20 protein-coding genes are annotated in these 17,778 nt (G+C 67.7%); 16 read left to right on the top strand and 4 right to left on the bottom strand.

Annotated features, from left to right (window positions below; all coding sequences use genetic code 11):
• Window positions 1-202: 202 nt before the first annotated feature.
• Complete coding sequence (locus AB0C25_RS35525; protein ID WP_357310750.1) at window positions 203-913, bottom strand: creatininase family protein; 711 nt, start codon at window positions 911-913, stop codon at window positions 203-205.
• Window positions 914-1,006: 93 nt separating this feature from the next.
• Here AB0C25_RS35525 and AB0C25_RS35520 point away from each other — a divergent pair, with 93 nt between their 5' ends.
• A complete protein-coding gene (locus AB0C25_RS35520; RefSeq protein WP_357310752.1) occupies window positions 1,007-1,465 on the top strand; it encodes a DUF296 domain-containing protein in 459 nt (152 codons plus the stop codon).
• Window positions 1,466-1,611: 146 nt separating this feature from the next.
• Here the strand turns inward: AB0C25_RS35520 and AB0C25_RS35515 are convergent, their stop codons facing one another.
• Window positions 1,612-2,199, bottom strand: a complete 588-nt coding sequence (locus tag AB0C25_RS35515) for a CYTH domain-containing protein (protein ID WP_357379358.1) — start codon at window positions 2,197-2,199, stop codon at window positions 1,612-1,614.
• A gap of 192 nt (window positions 2,200-2,391) precedes the next feature.
• Here AB0C25_RS35515 and AB0C25_RS35510 point away from each other — a divergent pair, with 192 nt between their 5' ends.
• Window positions 2,392-3,654 (top strand): helix-turn-helix transcriptional regulator, encoded by a 1,263-nt coding sequence (locus tag AB0C25_RS35510; protein WP_357310756.1) that lies wholly within the window; start codon window positions 2,392-2,394, stop codon window positions 3,652-3,654.
• Here AB0C25_RS35510 and AB0C25_RS35505 read toward each other — a convergent pair.
• Complete coding sequence (locus tag AB0C25_RS35505) at window positions 3,651-4,385, bottom strand: haloacid dehalogenase-like hydrolase (RefSeq protein ID WP_357310758.1); 735 nt, start codon at window positions 4,383-4,385, stop codon at window positions 3,651-3,653. The genes AB0C25_RS35510 and AB0C25_RS35505 overlap by 4 nt on opposite strands.
• A 352-nt stretch (window positions 4,386-4,737) precedes the next feature.
• On the opposite strand from AB0C25_RS35505, the gene AB0C25_RS35500 reads away from it, so the two are divergent.
• The 9 genes from AB0C25_RS35500 to AB0C25_RS35460 are packed head-to-tail and all read left to right on the top strand — an operon-like array spanning window position 4,738 to window position 11,697.
• Window positions 4,738-5,490, top strand: coding sequence for a hypothetical protein (locus AB0C25_RS35500; protein WP_357310760.1), 753 nt, complete (start codon window positions 4,738-4,740; stop codon window positions 5,488-5,490).
• Window positions 5,487-5,876 carry a 6-carboxytetrahydropterin synthase QueD gene (gene queD / locus AB0C25_RS35495; RefSeq protein WP_357379355.1) on the top strand — a complete coding sequence of 130 codons (390 nt, stop codon included), beginning with the start codon at window positions 5,487-5,489 and terminating at the stop codon, window positions 5,874-5,876. The genes AB0C25_RS35500 and queD overlap by 4 nt, the downstream gene beginning before the upstream one ends.
• The gene (locus tag AB0C25_RS35490; protein WP_357310764.1) at window positions 5,873-6,589 is read left to right on the top strand and encodes a 7-carboxy-7-deazaguanine synthase QueE; all 717 of its coding nucleotides are present in this window, start codon (window positions 5,873-5,875) and stop codon (window positions 6,587-6,589) included. Before queD ends, AB0C25_RS35490 begins: the two co-directional genes overlap by 4 nt.
• A complete protein-coding gene (locus AB0C25_RS35485) occupies window positions 6,579-7,511 on the top strand; it encodes a PfkB family carbohydrate kinase (protein ID WP_357310766.1) in 933 nt (310 codons plus the stop codon). The genes AB0C25_RS35490 and AB0C25_RS35485 overlap by 11 nt, the downstream gene beginning before the upstream one ends.
• A complete protein-coding gene (gene tmk, locus AB0C25_RS35480; RefSeq protein ID WP_357310768.1) occupies window positions 7,511-8,134 on the top strand; it encodes a dTMP kinase in 624 nt (207 codons plus the stop codon). Before AB0C25_RS35485 ends, tmk begins: the two co-directional genes overlap by 1 nt.
• Window positions 8,131-9,516 (top strand): FAD-dependent protein, encoded by a 1,386-nt coding sequence (locus tag AB0C25_RS35475; RefSeq protein ID WP_357310770.1) that lies wholly within the window; start codon window positions 8,131-8,133, stop codon window positions 9,514-9,516. Before tmk ends, AB0C25_RS35475 begins: the two co-directional genes overlap by 4 nt.
• A complete protein-coding gene (locus AB0C25_RS35470) occupies window positions 9,513-10,457 on the top strand; it encodes a hypothetical protein (protein ID WP_357310772.1) in 945 nt (314 codons plus the stop codon). Before AB0C25_RS35475 ends, AB0C25_RS35470 begins: the two co-directional genes overlap by 4 nt.
• Entirely contained in the window at window positions 10,454-11,308 is an 855-nt protein-coding gene (locus AB0C25_RS35465) for a hypothetical protein (RefSeq protein WP_357310774.1), read from the top strand. Before AB0C25_RS35470 ends, AB0C25_RS35465 begins: the two co-directional genes overlap by 4 nt.
• Window positions 11,299-11,697 (top strand): hypothetical protein, encoded by a 399-nt coding sequence (locus tag AB0C25_RS35460; protein WP_357310776.1) that lies wholly within the window; start codon window positions 11,299-11,301, stop codon window positions 11,695-11,697. Before AB0C25_RS35465 ends, AB0C25_RS35460 begins: the two co-directional genes overlap by 10 nt.
• Window positions 11,698-11,702: 5 nt before the next feature.
• Here AB0C25_RS35460 and AB0C25_RS35455 read toward each other — a convergent pair whose 3' ends face one another.
• Window positions 11,703-12,185 carry an NUDIX hydrolase gene (locus AB0C25_RS35455; protein WP_357310778.1) on the bottom strand — a complete coding sequence of 161 codons (483 nt, stop codon included), beginning with the start codon at window positions 12,183-12,185 and terminating at the stop codon, window positions 11,703-11,705.
• Window positions 12,186-12,334: 149 nt separating this feature from the next.
• Between AB0C25_RS35455 and AB0C25_RS35450 the strand changes: the two genes are divergently transcribed.
• From AB0C25_RS35450 to AB0C25_RS35430, 5 genes are all read left to right on the top strand, one after another.
• Window positions 12,335-13,555, top strand: coding sequence for a hypothetical protein (locus tag AB0C25_RS35450; protein WP_357310780.1), 1,221 nt, complete (start codon window positions 12,335-12,337; stop codon window positions 13,553-13,555).
• Entirely contained in the window at window positions 13,552-14,139 is a 588-nt protein-coding gene (folE, locus tag AB0C25_RS35445; RefSeq protein WP_357310782.1) for a GTP cyclohydrolase I, read from the top strand. The genes AB0C25_RS35450 and folE overlap by 4 nt, the downstream gene beginning before the upstream one ends.
• The gene (locus AB0C25_RS35440) at window positions 14,136-15,179 is read left to right on the top strand and encodes a cysteine synthase family protein (protein ID WP_357310784.1); all 1,044 of its coding nucleotides are present in this window, start codon (window positions 14,136-14,138) and stop codon (window positions 15,177-15,179) included. Before folE ends, AB0C25_RS35440 begins: the two co-directional genes overlap by 4 nt.
• Complete coding sequence (locus AB0C25_RS35435; RefSeq protein WP_357310786.1) at window positions 15,169-16,182, top strand: ornithine cyclodeaminase; 1,014 nt, start codon at window positions 15,169-15,171, stop codon at window positions 16,180-16,182. The genes AB0C25_RS35440 and AB0C25_RS35435 overlap by 11 nt, the downstream gene beginning before the upstream one ends.
• Before the next feature lie 317 nt (window positions 16,183-16,499).
• A partial coding sequence (locus AB0C25_RS35430) for a helix-turn-helix transcriptional regulator (RefSeq protein ID WP_357379349.1) occupies window positions 16,500-17,778 on the top strand: 1,279 nt, incomplete at its 3' end.

Raw genomic sequence — 17,778 nt, 5'->3', positions numbered from 1 at the left:
CGACGAAACCCGCCGCCAAGCGAACCTCCCATCGGCAGCTCCGAACAACACGGCTCGCACCCACCGTTCGCTACCAACACCATCGTGGCCAGCGCCACCGCATTCGCGGAGCGTTAGCCTGGTCCATCCTGCACATCCACGACCGGCGCATCGCCTACCCCGCATAGATGACGTGACCCAGGGCGGCGCGTCAACGACGGCTTCACCCTTCCAGCAGTTCATGCACTCGGGCGAACGACCGAGACAGACTGTTCAGCACCGCCGCACCCTTGTCCGCGCTGCCCAACGACGGGCGCCCAATGATCCCGGACGACGTGTACGCGCGCATCCCAACCGTCAGCAGATCAGGCCGGTCGTCCGCCAAATGATCAGCCGCCTGGTACCCCTCGCGGAGCAGCTGCGGCGCCCCGTGCAGCAGCAGGGAGACCTCAAGCTCCCCACCATGCATGTCCTCGTGAGAAGTGGTCTCACACCCCGCCTCGACCCGCGCGGTGTTCCAGTCCTCCGCGGCGGGGAACAACGCCATCCGCCGCCGGACCGTGGTGGCCTGCTGAACAGCGTTGCGAAGGCTGTAATTCCCGCCGTGCCCATTCACAATCACCAAGTTCTCCACGCCCGACGCCCTCAGGGACTCGTCGACATCCTCGATCACCGCGAGCAACGTGCGGGCACTGATACTCACCGTCCCGGCGAACCCCGCATGCTCGTGCGAACACGAAATCGTCAGCGGCGGCAGCAAGAACACCGGATAGTCCTCAGCAACGCGCCCAGCCACCAGACACGCAACGACCGTGTCCGTGATCAAGGGCATGAACTCGCCGTGCTGCTCAAAGCTGCCCACCGGCAACACCGCCGTCCGCGCAGCACGGACACGCTCGTCACCAGACGTCGCGATCGGAAGCAGAAAGGCCACCCGGACAGCCTGCCACGACCGAAGACGGCCTCGTCCACGCGTCGCAGCGATCCCTCCCGAAGCCCTCAATGGCCGAACTCGAAGGAGCCTCAATTGCGGAGCCACGAAGTCTCCCCCGGCCGCACAATCGTTGCCGTGTTCGACCACGGGGAAGACTTCTACGACGCCCTCGACCGCACCTGCCGCACCCATGACATCCGCCAGGGCTACATCCCCACGTTCATCGCGGGCCTCGCCACCGCGGACATCGTCGGCACCTGCGAACGCCTCGACAACCCCGAGGCCCCCGTGTGGACCAAAGTCCACGTGACCAACATCGAGGCCCTCGGTGGCGGCACCCTCGCCTACGACCCCGACACCGACACCGTCGAGCCGCACATCCATCTCACCGTCGGCTTGAAAGCGCACAGCGCCACCGCCCACACCAGTCACCTGCTCGCCGCGACCGTTCAGTTCCTCACCGAAATGATCATCGTGGAGATCGCCGATCCGCCGATGCGACGCGTTCGCCAACCCGACCTCTACGACGTGCCACTCCTGCAGTTCCCTTGAACAAAATCGAGCGCGGCGGCGTAGCGAAGAGCTAGTCGGGCTGCCGATTAACGGGTGCGGCAGCTCAGGCTGACCGGTGTCATCAGCAGATCCAGCCTGGCGGCCAAGTTCACCGCCGGGACGGCGCCAGGCGTGGATCGACCACGTCAGACCGGAGCCGACATCCTGCCGGCAGCGCTCGCCAGGTTCCATATCAACGTGTCGTAGGTGTCCACGACCCGCAGCACCGGCACGCCCAACGAACGAATCATCGCATCGAGCCCGTCCTGCACCTGCTCACCCGAGTGCTGGGAGCTAACCAGGCGCTCCACCTCGACGAAGGTACCGAGACCGTCGACTACGTCCACGCATACCGTCACGCCGTCCCATACGCCGGTTCGGCGCTGCTTGACGATTCGCACGGTTGGCACCCAACCCATCGTGGCGAGCGCAGCGTGCATCGCGTCACGGTCGGAGATCACGCAGTCGTGCTCCAGACACGCCATCTCGTTGTCGATCGGCTTCTTCACGGTGAACAGATGGCGGCCCTCCTGCGTGCGCAGACGCGCGAACGGAACACCGATCTTCGACATCCCGTACGACCAGCCGGCTGGCGCGTACGCCTGGTCGTCCTGTACCGACGGCTCCGTCAACACCACCTGCCGCTGGGCGAGCGCCTTGATCAGCTCTCTCAGGTCGCGGACGTGGTACTTGGCTTCAACCTCATGATCGTTGTCGGCTAGCGCGCGGGTCACGAGCACGGAGCATACGAGGATCGCGGGCCACGCGGGATCGAGACGCCGCGACGGCGATGTCGGAACTTTGTCGGAAGAATGTTGGAACCAGCCGCTGACGACCCGACACACCCCACCTCTGCAGCTACAGTGCCCTCACGCCACCGCGTCTCACCTCGCGCGGACGTTCGTCGTATCCATCCGGAGCCGCTGATGCCGAACGCTTCGCCGCAAGAAGTCGCCGCGGCATGGATCACTCTTGGTCAAATGCTCGCCCGCAGCCGCAAAGCCGCCGGTTACACACAAGAGACGTTCGCGCCTCTCGCCAACTACGGACGAAGCACGATCGCGAACGTGGAAACCGGACGGCAGCGAGTGGGACGGAACTTTTGGTCCCGAAGCGATGAAATCTTGCGCACCGGCGGCAGCCTGGCCCGAGAATACGATCGAATCCGGCACATCAGCGTCCGGCAGGTGCCGAGCGGCATCCCTGCACCTCAGCCGTTCGAGGTCACGCCGCAGCCATCGCCCTCCACACTTCTTGAGACGTTTGCCCGCACCCCGGGCGGCGACTACCTAGCGGGCGAGTGGAACACTTTCTCTACTCTGACCAACATACTCGCGCAGCAACGCCAGGCTGTGTCACCCGACGCGCTTCTGGGGCTGATCGAAGCGCACCGTGAATGCCTGTCGACGCTCTACCGCAAAGCCGGCCGCGCACCCATCCGGGCTGATATCGGAGCTATGCTCGCCGAAGCTTCTGTCGTCGCCAGCAGGCTGTGGAGTGCGCAGGGTAACCGTGCTCTCGCAATCGCTCACTGCGCCTACGCCCGCCAACTGGGCGACAGGCTCGGCGACCGCAGGATCAGCGCCACCGCACGAATCTTCGAGAGCAACCTCCAAGCTGCCACACTGATCGAAGCCGATGGTGACGTCATGATCGGCCTGCGATTGCTAAACGAGGCCGATCACGCCTCCGCATATCTCAGCCCCGCCGCACGAGCTCGGATAGCCGCCGAGCAGGCCCAGGCCTATGCCGCCCTACGGCTTCCACGCGAGGCTACCGCCGCTCTGAAGCGAGCAGAAGCAGCGGTCAACGAACTGTCACCGGCCGACTGTGTCGGCCTCTACAGCGACTGGAGCAACGCCCGCCTCCACGTCTACGCGGGCACATGCCATCTTCTCCTTGGCCAGCCCGGCCAGGCTGTGAAGGTGCTCGAAAGCGCTGTGCGAACGCTCGAACACGACCCCGCGAACGTCAACGTCGTCCTCGCCGCAGCAGTGGACCTCGCGAGCGCCTACGCCGAGACCGGCGAGTTGGAACGATGCTGTGCCCTGCTCGGTGACACCTACAGTCGGCTAAAGGCCGGCGGCAACCAACGAGGCATCGCCCGAGCTCAACGAGCACGACAGCGGTTGGTCCGATGGCGCGCTGAGCCGGTTGTCCTCGAACTTGAGGAGCAGATGGCCGCCTAGCAGGCAGCCGACGACCCGCCCGAACTCACCAGCGAACTGACGGCGGCCACCACCGTCGGTGGGTCGAGACTGTCGAGTACCAGGTCAGGTTCGTAGGACGCCAGCTCTTGACGCCCAATCCGGTGCGCGACCACAGCAACGCGGAAGCCGGCGTGACGTGCGCAAGCGATGTCGTTCGGAGCATCCCCTATGACGATCACCCGAGCGGAATCGAGCGGAACACCGTAGACCGCGGAGTAGCGCTGAGCGACGACCGCCGGCAGTTGGAAGCGGTCTCGAGCGTCCGACCCGAACCCACCGATGCGCAGATCGAGAAACTCGTCCAAGCCCGACACCTGCAGCTTCACCTCGGCGGCCGAACGCAGGTTGCCAGTCAACACGGTCTGAATGAAACCACGGCCGTGCAGCTGCGCGATGCTCGCCGCCGCACCCGAATACGGCGGCTGCACCTCAGCCAGCTCCCGCTGGCCCTCTTGCATCACAGCGGCGATGGCCTCACGGAAGGCGGGTATGCCGGCCTCCGCAGCCACCGCGTCGACGCCCGAGGAGATCGCCGTGTCGATGGCAATCGACTCGTCCGTATAGCCGTGCACCTTCTTGTCAGGGAAGACAACCTCGGACTCGGCCATGCCGTAGGCCCGAGCGATCGCACGCCTCAACCAGCGCAGATCCGCGGGAATGAGCGTTCCGTCAACGTCCCAGATGACCAAGCCGGCGCTGCTGTGGTTCATGGAAGCATCGTCGCACGCCCGCCGGCAGCCGACCCTGTCGAGTATCGCCGCTTCGCTGTCGGGCGAGGACGGACAGACACCGGACCGAGCTGGTGTCGCGGCTGACTCCTGGTTGTCAGCGGAATGTCGGTTCCAACCGGCAGGACTTACCGACATCTACGAACACTGATGGACTCACCTCAGGCATCGCGCATCCGGGCGGTCAACATCGCTGGCCGCGGCGTCGTCAGAGGCATCCCAATTCATCAGAAAGAGGCGCTGCGGTGGGTGCCCGCGCGTGGGCGGCCTTAGCTCGCACAGGGCCCAAGTCGAAAGCCGGGAATGTCGTCGAGAAGAGAAGGGAGCGCTTGTCATGGGTTTACCGCAAGCGATGGTCGCGCAAGGAGTCGGCGGGAACCCCGGGCTGTTCATCTGCCTTGAGGGGATCGACGGTGCCGGCAAGACGACCGCTGTTGGGTATGTCGCCGAGGCGTTGCGCGGTCGTGAGATTCCGGCCGTCGTCTTCGACAAGAAGAACACGGCTTTCGGCTCCGACTACGTGCGTCGCCATGCTTCTGAGCTGCGGTCGTTGATCTGGGAGCATCCCGCCGACGACCCGTACCTCGAACTGGGTGACATGCACTGGGTGTACTTGCAGGCCGCCTGGTACTCGGCTGCTGCGCATTGTGCCGTGCGGCCGATGATCGAGGCCGGGCACGTGGTGGTGACGGACACCTGGACCTACAAGTTCCTGGCGAAGCTGGCAATGCGCCCGGATGTGGAGCTTGCGACGGCGGCTGCGGTCTTCGATGGATTGCCGAAGCCGGACCTTGTCGTCCGCCTGGACCTTGACCCGGTGACAGCCGCAGGTCGCAAGGCGACGTTCGGTATTAGTGAAGCGGGCAACCACGAGGGCGACGTGGCCCTGACCCGGGAGGCATACGTCAGCTACCAGCGGCGCCTGTGCGAAGTGCTCGACGCGTGGACGGTCCAGCACGGTTGGACTCAACTGGACGTCAATGACATGTCGCCGCAGGAAATAGGCGAAACGATCGCTGAGATGGTCCTGGCCACGCGTGCGATGCACCAGTCGCGACGGCCATCTGTTAAAACGGCTGGTCGGTGATCGGCGTGTGGCGCATTGGCAAACGGTTTACCTTCGACGCCTCGCACCGCCTGCCGGGCCTGCCTGAGGGGCACAAGTGCGGTCGCGTGCACGGACATACCTACACCGTCGAGGTGGTGTTGGAAGGTGACTCGCTCACCGGGCCGGGCTTCGTAACAGACTTCGGTGACCTGGCCCCGTTCGGCCAGTACATCAACGATCACCTCGATCACCGGCACCTCAACGACGTCCTGGGCGACATCGCACCAACCAGCGAACGGCTGGCATGGCACCTCGCACGATGGCTTGAGGACCACCTGGTTGGGGATCTGGGCGGTCGGCTGGCTATCGTCCGGGTGTCCGAGACGCCCAGCAGTTGGGCCGAGTACGTCCTGGACCTGACGTGAGCACCGTGCTCCCGCCGATGTCGGACCGGCGGCTGTTGCTGGCGGAAGTGTTCGGCCCGACGTTTCAGGGCGAAGGCCCGTCGACCGGGCAGCAGGCTATGTTTGTCCGGCTCTCCCGGTGCAACCTGCGCTGCCCTGGCTGCGACACCCCTTACACGTGGGACACCCGCCGCTTCGACCTGCGGGACCATACGGTAACCGCATCCGTCGAGGCCGTCGCGGAGCAGGTGCTCGCCTCACCGCCAGCCTTGGTGGTGATCACGGGCGGGGAACCTCTGCTGCAACAGCCCACCGTGACCGCGTTGGCGGAGCGGCTCGCCGCCGCTGGACGCAGGATAGAGATCGAAACCAACGGCACAATCGCCCCAAGCGCCGCGCTAACGGACGTGGTGGATGGGTTCAACGTCTCGCCGAAGCTGCCGTCGTTTGCCGCCGACGATGACCGGCCGATCAACGCCGCCGCGCTGGCCGCGTTCGTCGCGACGGAACGGGCGGTGTTCAAGTTCGTCGTCACGGGGTCGGGCGACTTCGAGGCGATCGGCGACCTCACCGAACGGTACGGATTGGCACCTGTGTGGGTGATGCCGGAGGGTACCCGTTCGGGGCAGCAGGTGGCGGACCTTCGCGCGCTGGCGGACGAGACGCTGCAGCGTGGGTGGAACCTGACTGGTCGACTGCATGTGCTGCTGTGGGAGGACGCCCGTGGACGCTGACCTGGGCGCGCCCCGCCTGGTCGTGGTCGGTGGTGTCTCCGTCGACCGGATCAGCACACCGCGACGGCGCGGGGTGCAGGTCCTCGGCGGGGGCGGGCTCTACGCGGCACTGGCTGCGGCCACCCGCACCACCGTCGGCCTGGTCGGGATCAGTAGCGACCATCCGTTGACCGCAGGCAGGCCATGGCGGCCCGCGGTCAGCGACGCGGGGCTGATCACCCTGCCTGGCCGTAGCCTCGCCTTCGACATCAGCTACGACGGCGACGACCGGGCCACCTACCGCACCGACCACGCCGGCGATGAGCAATACCTGCTTCCCGGCGAAATGCCGCCGGCCTATCTGGGCGCATCCGGGTTTCACCTGTGCGCTCTGGGCGATCCCGGCGTCCAGCTGCGATACGCGACAGCACTGCGCGCGACGCCCGGCGCCCGGCGTGCTCGGATCAGCGCTGGCACGTTCCTGGCCCGTATCGCCGCCGATCGCAGCTCGGTGCTGCGGATGCTCGACACCTGCGACGTGTTCGTGTGCTCGGTGCCGGAAGCCGTCGCCCTCGCTGCGGTGACGCACGTGGCGGACGCGCTGACGTGGTTCTCTCAGACGCTCGACGGATCAGGGCAGGCGGTGGTGGTAACCGACGCGGCCCGGGGTTGCCATGTCCTGACCCACGACGCCGTGCACAGGATCCCCACGTTTCCTCGCCCCGCCGTGGATCCCACCGGTGCCGGCGAGGCGTTCGCCGGTGCACTGGCGGCGTGCCTGGTCGAAGGTGACGAGCTGCTGAGCGCGGCCGGGTACGCCTGCGCGGTCGCGTCCCTGGTGGTGGAGGACTTCGGTCCGGCGGCGCTGCTGCACCCCGACCAGCAGGTGCTGGCCACGCGTGTTTCTGCCCTGCGCCGTTGCGTCGTCGAGGTGGGGAGCTGATGGTGGGACTGTTCGTAGCGGTGGAGGGCATCGACCACAGCGGCAAGACGACCCTTGTCGAGAGCCTGTGCCAGACGTTGAGTGACCGGGGTGTCGTCGTTGAGCGGCACAAGGAGCCCACCCGCGCACCAATCGGGAGCCTGCTGCGGAGCCTCGCGGTCGAGGAACCTGCCTGCCCGACCGCACTGGCACTGTTGTCCGCCGCTGACAGACACCACCAACAGCCAACGTTGCAGGCACAGCTACGCACGGCGCAGGTCGTGATCGCCGACCGGTACTACCTGTCCGGGCTGGCGTACCACCACACCGACGGGATCGATCCCTCCTTCTACGCCGCCTGCGCCGCCGGGGTGCGGATGCCGGACGTGTACCTGTACCTCGACGTGCCAGCGCCAGTGGCGGCGACCCGCGTGGACCGGCCCCCGGACAGCCGTTGGGAGACACCCGAATTCACCGCCGGCCTACCGGACGCCTACCGCACCTGCCTTGCTCTGCTGCGCGGCCAGGGAGCCGACGTCGTCGTCCTCGACGCGCAGCAGCCCGCACCCGCCGTCCTGTCCGCCGCGTTGGTAGCGATCGAGGACCGGCTCTCCGCCCCCACGTCGAGAGGCAACGCCGCATGACAACCCTGCGCTGCACCGCCCTGATCCTCGGTTCCGGACCGGCAGGGCTATTCGCCGCCGACGCCCTGCTGCGCGCCGGGGTCACCGACATCGTGATTGCCGAGCGAGGGCGGCCGATGGCACGGCGGGTCTGCCCACCCGGGCCTGGCTGCGAGTGCCGCACGTGCCCCGTGCTGGAGGGCGAAGGCGGAGCTGGCTCCTTCTCCGACGGGAAGATCACCCTGTCCGCAGTGCGTGGCACGCACTCCCAACGACTGTTCACCGAGATCCAGGCAGAACAGCTCGACACCATCGCCGCTGCTGTCCGCCGCAACGTCAGCGACGCCATCGACTACGCCCCCGTACCGGAACTGTCCGCACTTGCGGGGCACGAAAGCCAGCTGCGCGGCGAGTCGTACCCGCTGCTGCACGTGGGATCTGACGGCATCCGCGAGTTCGGGCGTCGGTTCAGCGCCGAGCTCCAAGACCGGGGTGTGCGGCTACTCACGGGCGTCGAGGTCACCGAGCTGCGCATCATCGATGGCCAGGTTGTCGGGGTCGTCGGCCGTGACCGCTCCGGGCCGCTCACCGTCGACGCCACGGCGGTCGTCGCCGCGGTTGGCATGGTCGGCACACCCTGGCTGGAAGAGCAGCTCACCGCTGCCGGCGTCACTCTGGAGACCGGGCCGGCGGACATCGGCATCCGGCTGGAAACCTCGGCCGCCGCCCTCGACCCGCTGATCGGCCAGTTCTACGACTTCAAGGCCCACCACACCAGCCCAGGCGGTATCGACGTGCGCAGCTTCTGCGTCAACGGCCACGGCTACATCGTCAACGAATTCCACCGCCCACTGGACATCCGCGGCGTCAACGGCCACTCGTTCTTGCACCGGCGCAGCGACCTGTCCAACCTGGCGATCCTGGCCACCATCACCGAGGCATTCACCCCCGACCCGAAGGCGTACGTTCGGAACACGGCTCGGGCCATCACTGCCGCCACCGGCGGCTACCCGGTCCGGCAGCCCCTCGCCGGGTTCCTTCCTGACGCGGCGACCGGACAGCCGCTCGGCGTGGACGCGTCGAACCCGAAGACCCGCCCTGGTGACCTTCGGGCGGTGCTACCGCCGCCATTGGCCGAGGCGTTCGCCAGCTACATCACCGCCCTCGGTGCCGCCCTACCACCGGTACTCGCCCCGGACAGCGTCGTGTACGCACCCGAGATCAAGTACTACAACTACCGCGTCCCCATCGACCCAGACACCTGGCAGAGCAGCGAGATCGCCGGCCTGTACGTGGTGGGCAACGCCGCCGGCTACACCGCCAGCCTCTCGGCCGCCGCGCTCAGCGGACTGATCGCCGGCCAGGCCATCGCCGACCACGCCCGGGTGGCGGGCCTGCGATGAGCACCACCACCGCCTTCGAGTTCGACCTGCCGTTCACCAGGCCACCGGACCTGGACGCCACCATGGACATCCAGATTCCCGCCCTGGCCTGGCAACCCGATCCGGCAGGCGGCTACCGCCGAGTGCTGCACCTGGACGGCCACCCGATCGTCGTCACCGTCGGTGAGAGCGACGGCGGCCTGCGCGTCACCGCGAGTCACCCTCACGACAAGTTGCCCGAACTGCTGCGGCGGATGTTCCCGATCCAGGTCGCGGACCTCGACGTCGGGACGAGCCCCATCTGGACGCAGCTGCAGAACCGGTACGGCGGCGTGATCGTTATGTGGGCGCCGCCGTTCGAGGCGCTGGTCATCACCGTGCTGTCACAGAACCGGACCGGCGAGATCGTCCGCCGCGTCTACCCCGCACTCGACCAGCTCTGCGATGGCCTGACGCCGCAGAGCCTGGCCGCCCTCGATCGCAACGTGCTGCGCGCCGCCATCCGCTCTGCGGGGCCCTACAAGGCGGACCGGCTGGGCGAGCTCGCCGCGTTGGTCGCCGGCGACGGCCTTAACCGGTTCGACCAACGCATCATGCACGGCCCGGCCGCCGACGCGCTGGCCTACCTTGAGGGCTTGCCCGGGGTGGCGCACAAGACCGCCGCCTGCGTGCTGGTGTTCTCCGCCCGCACCACCACGACCATGCCGGTTGACGTGCACCTGTTCCGCGTCGCCGACCGGCTCGGCCTGGCCCGCCACGACGGAAAACTCACCCCTACCGTGCGCGACGCCGTCATCGCCCAGCTACTCACCCACGGCGCCGACGTCGCGCTGGCGCACTTCGTGTTCCTGCTGGTCGGCCGGACCACCTGCACCGCCGGCACACCCGCCTGCACCGCCTGCTTCCTGCGCCGCGACTGCCGCCACGGCGCCCCCGACCCAGACGAGGAGAACCAACGTTGATCGACGTCGCGGTCATCGCCAGTACACCCCACCTGGCCGGCCTATCCACAGCCGGCAGCATCGACATGGCGCTGACCCATCTCGTACTCACCGAACCCGCCCAGGCCGCCTACTTCGTCGCCCGCGCCCAGGCCGGGATCCGGGTCGTGCTCGACAACAGCGCCTACGAGCTGGAGGAGACCACCGGTCAGGGTATGAGCGCCGAAGCCGTCCTCCGTGCCGCGCACCTGATCAACCCGACGGCCGTCATCTGCCACGACGTGCTCTACGACGGCCCCGCCACCGTCCAAGCCACCCTCCAGTTCCTGGCCGAAGCCGCCGACCTAGCCGAACCCGGACGGTTCACCTACATGGCCGTGCCGCAGGGCTCCACCCGTCACGAGTGGCTCGACTGCCACGCGCGGCTCGCCAACCTGCCCGGCGTCAACATGATCGGACTGAGCAAGCTCTCCGTACCCCGGTGTTTCGCCGGCCCGGTCGCCGAAGCCCGACTTAACTGCTTGGCCGCGCTCACCAGCGACGGCGACCCACCACTACCGCTGCATCTGCTCGGCGGCGACCGATCCCTGATCTGGGAGCTACGCCAGCACCGCAAACGCGGCTACGACACGTTCATCACCGGCAACGACTCGTCGTTCGCTTTCTGGTACGCCGCCCACCACCTGCCCGCCGACGCCAGCACGGGCCGGGCTGCGCGGCAAGCACCGGACAAACCGAACCTGCACGACCACGTCCTCGACCCGATGCGGCTCGCCACCGCCCACCGGCACGTCGCTCTGCTGCGCGACGCGGCCGGACTCCCGCCCCTGCCCGCCGAGGCACCCAGTAAGCAGGAGGCGACATGGCGCTGACCCGCCACATCCACGTCACGACCCAGGTCGAAGGGCTGCACCGGTGGCCGGGCGCCAACCCACCCGACGGGTACCTCGCCTCGTCTCACCGGCACCTCTTCGTCGCCTCCGTCGAGATCTCCGTCGAGCACGGCGACCGCGAGCTGGAGATCAACGCGGTCGCCCGCTGGCTCACCACCGTCCTCGGCTCGTTCGCAAACCCGCCCGACCACCCGGACGGACCGCTGGACTTTGGCGCCCAGAGCTGCGAGCAACTCGCCGAACGACTCGTCGCCGCGATCAACGAGCGGTACGGCACGCACCGGCGGGTGCGCTGCACGGTGGCCGAGGACGGCATCCTCGGCGGTGGAGTTCAGTGGGACCCAGAGCCGGCGGAGGCCGGACAGTGAGCACGTCAGACAACGGCGGCCGGAGCTGCGGTCAGATACCCACGCATCAGAATCCCGTCCCGGTGCAGGCCCTGCTCAATGTCCCGAACCGGGTAGCTGGCGACGCCGGCGTCATTGAGGATCTGCATCACCGTTGGGTGCGGCTGCACCTCATCGACCGATGCCTGCACCACCCCGTCCACGTGGTGCCCGCCGGCGGTCACCCGCGTCGCGGTGCCGGCGCGGAACGCGAACATCACGAAGTGATAGGAGCCGTCCTCGGCGCGGATCTCGTACACCCCGGTCGGCGTCAGCTCGCCCACCTCGAAGCCGGACTCCTCGACCGTCTCCCGGCGGGCCGCGTCGTGCGCCGACTCCCCGAACTCCACCTTGCCGCCCGGCAACAGCAGCCACCCCGCGTACGGGCCGCGCTGCTGCCGCACGAACACCACCTGACCCGACGCGGTGGGTACGACCGCCAGCGCGGCGATGGTCGGCTTCGTAGTCACAATCACCGGCTCCCGACAAGTCCAACAGCGCCCGCACCTCGTATCAGCGGTCAACGACCGGGCGAGAGGCGCCCGTGGCACCCTACCGCCGGCCTCCTACGCGTTCCTGACGACACGCCCCAACGAACCGTGCAGGGAGGCGAGCCTCAATGACACACCCCGCCGTCGGCCAGGCGCTGCTGCTCATCGCCGACGCCGACCTGCTCCACCACCCCCGGGAACTGCGCCGGGACGAGCCGATCACCGTGGTTACCGTGCCCACACCGCCACAGCCGGGCACGCCGCACACCATCATTGCCAGCTTCAGCAACAACCGACTCCTGCCCGTGATCACCCGGACCTACGACGGAGCCCGCCAGCACACCCAGCAGATCCCGGCCGACAACCTGCTGACCGGTCTGCACCTTGGCCGCACGCTCACCGATGCGCTGGCCACGATCGGCGGGGCTGACCCGCGTGGCCACACACCGCTGTTCTGCGCCACCACCCACCCCGACGGATGGCACACCTACAGCCGGGTGCACCTGCGTCCCGACGCCGGATGCTTCATCCGCACGACCCCTACCCCCACCGGTGACCCGACCGATCCCGTCAGCTGGATAACCAACGCAGTCACCCGCCATGGCACGCACGCCGCGCAGCTCAACAGCCTCGACGGTGCCATCAGCCAGGCCCACCTCGGCAAGGAAATCGAAACCAAGTTCACGCTGCCGCGCGACACCTCCCTGTGGCCCCTCGCTGTCGACCTGCACGACCGGGTCGCTAACGGCGCGCTACCCGAGATGGCACCCCGCTTCCGCGACCCCCTCGAAACGTGGGACTTCACCAACACCCTCTTCGAGGTCCACGGACCTGGCCCGCAGCGCGGCTACGTCTCGTTCCTCTACACCCAGCCCGGCCTCTACCAGGTCAAACGCAAGAACTACGACACCGACGCCCTGGTCCGCCACGAGCACGTCGACATCGACGTCACCATCACCGTCCCCCTCGACAGCTACGTACGTGACACCCTCGGGCTCCTCGCCCAGCCCATGCCAGGGTTCCGCCGCATGCGCTACGACATCAAGTTCGAGTCGCTGCGCACAGGCCACCACTACGGCATCTTCGTCGACCGCTGCGCCCTGCACGCCGAACCGACCGAAACGCTCGTCCAAGTAGAGGTCGAATACCTACGCAGTCGAAGCGTGCTACCCCTGGACGAACCCGCCGTCTTCACCGAAGTCGGGCGTATCACCGACTGGGTCGCCGGCGTCCTCGCCGAGCACGCACTACCGGCCCAGCTCGGCTACTACTCCAAGCTGTCCTTCCTCCGCGACGTCGTGGCGCGGCGTCCGCATCTCCTGCCCCCGGTCGACAAGGACACCCCATGACCACCGACCCCAGCACGACCACCGCCCCACCGGACCTCGAGTCCGCCCGCGACGCCGCCACGCAACTCCTCAAGGCACTGGGGATGGACATCGACCACCCCGCCACCGCCAACACCCCGACCCGGATGGTCGCCGCCTACGCCGAACTGCTCACCCCGCGCCCGTTCACCCTCACCACCTTCCCGAACGACGCCGCCTACGACCGCCTCGTCACCGTCCGAGCGATTCCGTTCCACAGCCTCTGCGAGCACCACATGCTGCCGTTCCACGGCACCGCCGACGTCACCTACCAACCCACCGACAAGATCGTCGGGCTGTCAAAGCTGGCCCGGCTCGTCGAACACACCGCCAAACGCCCCCAGGTCCAGGAACGCCTGACCCAGCAGATCGCCACCTACCTCGCCGAACACCTCGCCCCAGCCGGCGTCGGCGTCCTCGTTCGCGCCGAGCACCTGTGCATGACCCTGCGTGGCGCCCAGGCACCAGGCACCGAGACGATCACCACCGCGCTACTCGGCACGGTCCGCTTCGACGCGGCGCTGCGCGACGAGTTCCTGCACTCGCCCCGGTCAGTGGTGAGATGACGCGGGCAGCATCGCAGCCGTCACTGCGCACCTCAGCCACCGGCGGCGCGGCGACTCCGGTCGCGGTCCTGCAGGTGCCACTGCCGTCTCGAACCGTGCGGTTGCGCCTCAAACTCGAAGCCGAAAACCGGTATGGCTCCGTCAAGGCCCGCACCGCTGAAGCCCTGCTCGACTCCCTCGTCGCCCAAGGCGCTCTCCGACCCGGCGGACACGTCGTCGAGTCAACATCCGGCAACCTCGGCATCGCCCTCGCCGGCCTGTGCCGCGAGCGCGGCTACCGGTGCACCCTCATGGTCGACGCCACCACACCCGCCTACAGCCTGGCACGGATGATCGAACTAGGCGCCGACCTGGTCACCGTCGACACTGCGGACCCGATCCACCAGGTCCACGCGCGCATCGACGCCGTCCACGCCTTCCGGCTCCACCACCCCGACACCGCGTGGACCGACCAGTACAGCAACCCCGCCGGCCCAGCCGCCCACGCCGCCACCACCGGCCCGGAACTCCTCGGCCCAGCCGCGCTGGGGCTCCCCGACGCCGTCGCCATCCCCGTGTCGACCGGCGGCACACTGGCCGGCGTCACCGCACACCTACGCGAGCACGCCCCCACCGTCCGCGTCGTCGCCGTCGACGCCGTCGGCTCCACCGCAACCGGCGGACCACTCCAGCCGCGCCCCCGCAAAATACCCGGCTTCGGCTCCGGCCTCGTCTCCCAACTCGTCCGCCCCGACGAGTGCGACCGCATCATCCACATCACCGACGACGACGCCGCACACACCTGCCGCGTCATCCGAGCCCGCACCGGCATGTCACTCGGCGGCTCAGCCGGCGCCGCCGTCACCGCCGCCACGCGGCTGGCCATCGAGGACCCCGCCATCAGCGACATCGCCTGCCTCTGCCCCGACGGCGGCGACCGATACCAGAACAGCATCTACGCCGCTACCGCCGAGCCACCATCGACGGCCAGCGACACCGACGCCATCAGCGCCCTTTACAACGCCGCTCTACCGCAAGGAGGCATCTTCTATGAGCCTTGAGCCGCTGCTGTATCTCAGCGAGGCCGACGTCACGAAGCTGTGCCAGTCGATCGATCCCCTCGCCATCGTCGAGGACACCTTCCGCCGGGTCGCGCACGGAGCCGCGGGCGTTGGCGCGGAGGCAGCGCTCAGATGGACCGCGCCCGACGGCACCGCCGCCCGCAGCCTCGTCCTACCAGCCACCTCCAGCAACACCCACGGCTGCAAGGTCATCAACTCGTGCCTAGGCAACCTTGACCGCGGACTCCCACGCGCCCACGGCCTCATCGTGCTGCACGACGATGCGACTGCCGCGCCAACCTGCGTCATGGAGGGCGGGGTCATCAGCGCGCTTCGTACGGCAGCCGTCTCCGCCGTCGCCGTACGTGCACTGCGCGATTTGGCCGCGGTCCGCAGCATCGCCGTCCTTGGCTGTGGTCGGCAAGCCGCCACCCATCTCACCCTGCTGACACCCCTCTGCGCCAACCTGCGACGCATTCTCGCCTTTGACCTCAACGTCGAGCGCGCGAAACGATTCGCCGATAGCCACAGCCGGCAGACAGGAATCCACGTCGCCGACGACGCGGAAGCAGCGGTCCGGGGCGCAGATCTGGTTATCGCAGTCACCACCACGACGACCCCGTACGCGCAACTCGACTGGCTTCAGCCAGGCGCGACATTCCTCAACGTCTCCCTCGACGACGCCACAGAGGCGCTCCTGCTCAGAAGCGACCACCTCATCGTCGACGACTGGAACCTCGTGAGGAACGACCATCACCGCCTACTCGGGCAGCTCGCCCGCACAGGCGCGGTCATAGGACCTACCAAGGCAAACACGACTTACGGACGCAGAGTCGACGCTGACCTAGCTACCGTCGTGTCAGGCCGTTACGAACGACCAGTTCACCCTCACCACCGCGTCGTCATCAATCCGTTCGGCATGGGGGTGCATGACATCGCGATCGCCGCTCAAGTACAGGCCGCAGCAGCTCGATCAGGCATGGGAATGCTCTTGCCTCGATGACCGCCACCTGTTCCAAAGCCCAATCGAGACGGTCAACCCACGCTGTTTGATCGGTGCACCGCCCTTCGCACAAAAGATTGACAAAACTCCGACAAGCGCTCCTCGTGGGTTGAACCAGTGCAACTCCGCCGACAGGCTGCCTGACGAAACCGGCCCGCGACCTGCGCAACCATCACTCCGTGCCATCGGTGACGAGCCGGTGCCGGTGCCGGCGCCGCGGTGCCGTTTCCGCCGCAATCGTGCAACCGACCATCACAAGGAGCAGCTATGGTCTAGCCCATCGTTATCGCAAGCCTCCGCTCGTGAGGGAAGCAATCATGGCTGACAGCGAGGAAGTTACCGATTCATGGCGTGGCCTCGGCCACCAACTCGCACAGCTACGCAAGAGCGCCGGACACACCCAGCACGTCTTCGCGGGTCTCGTTCAATACGGCCGCAGTTCCGTGGCCAACACCGAGACCGGACGCCAGCAGCCCGATCGAGCATTCTGGGTCCGCTGCGACGCCGTCCTGCAGACCGGTGGCATCCTCGCCCAGGAATACGACCGAATCAGCGTGCTCACCCGGCGGAAACGCCGAGCATCAGCGCTGCGAACCGCAGCACGCCCCGAAGGCCCCACCCCGCTGATCGACAAGTATGTACACCGCCCCGACATGCCTGGGGAAAAGTCGCACCCGCAAGCACATTCCGCGCCAGGGCGCTGGCACCCGGGCACCAGCGCTCGGCACCTCCTTCCCGGAAGCTCCCATGCCTGGCCCGAACGCCTGCCCGGCCCGAGTGACGGGTTTGCTGGCGGGCCGGACGGCACGTACGTTGGCGTGGAGCGCTCGATCAGGAACGCCGCTCGGGTAACCACCGAACACGCGATGGACGCAGGGGCGTGGGCCGTGTCAGACGCCACCATTGAGCAGCTATGTGATGACGCAACCCGAGTAGCGCGAGACTTTGCGCGACTGACCCCCGCCGTCGCCGTCAGCGAGACTCTGCGTGTGCGGAACCTCGCCGTCTCGCTGCTGGAGCGGACACGCCGTCCCGGACAACAGCGCGAGCTTTACCTCATCGTTGCGCAGGCAGCAGCTTTGCTCGCGAGTGAGAGCGTGGATCTCGGCCTATGGCCGTCGGCAATGGAGTACGCGCGTGCGGCATACACGTACGGCGAGGTCGCCGGGCACGACGGCGTACGGGCATACGCACGCGGCATGCAAGCAACGATCGCTTACTGGACTGGTCAGACCGCGGACGCGGTCGAGTACGCCGAGACGGCGGTAGCTCTCGCTCCAGCGGGCGTGGCACGAGTCCGGGCCTTGGCTGTCCTCGCCCGCGCCTGGTCACATCGAGGCGCCGCAGACAACGTCCGTCGGGCCGTCAGCGCAGCCGAAGAGGCGCGTGGCACCGACGGGCAGGACCTGCTCCACGACATCATCGGCGGCGAGTTCGGCTACACCCCAGCGCAACAGGCACGGAGCGCCAGCACAGCCTGGCTGGAGGTCGGCCACGCAGAACCCGCAATCGCGGCGGCGGTCACCGCGCTCAACCTTGCAGGAGGCCAACCCGGCAGCGAGTGGTCCACCGTGCCAGCTGAAGCGCGAGCCGACC

This window comes from Micromonospora sp. NPDC048839 (assembly GCF_040649915.1).
In the GTDB taxonomy this organism is placed as follows: Bacteria; Actinomycetota; Actinomycetes; order Mycobacteriales; family Micromonosporaceae; genus Micromonospora.
Note: the sequence above shows the minus strand (reverse complement) of the source record. Positions and strands in the feature narration are given on the sequence as shown.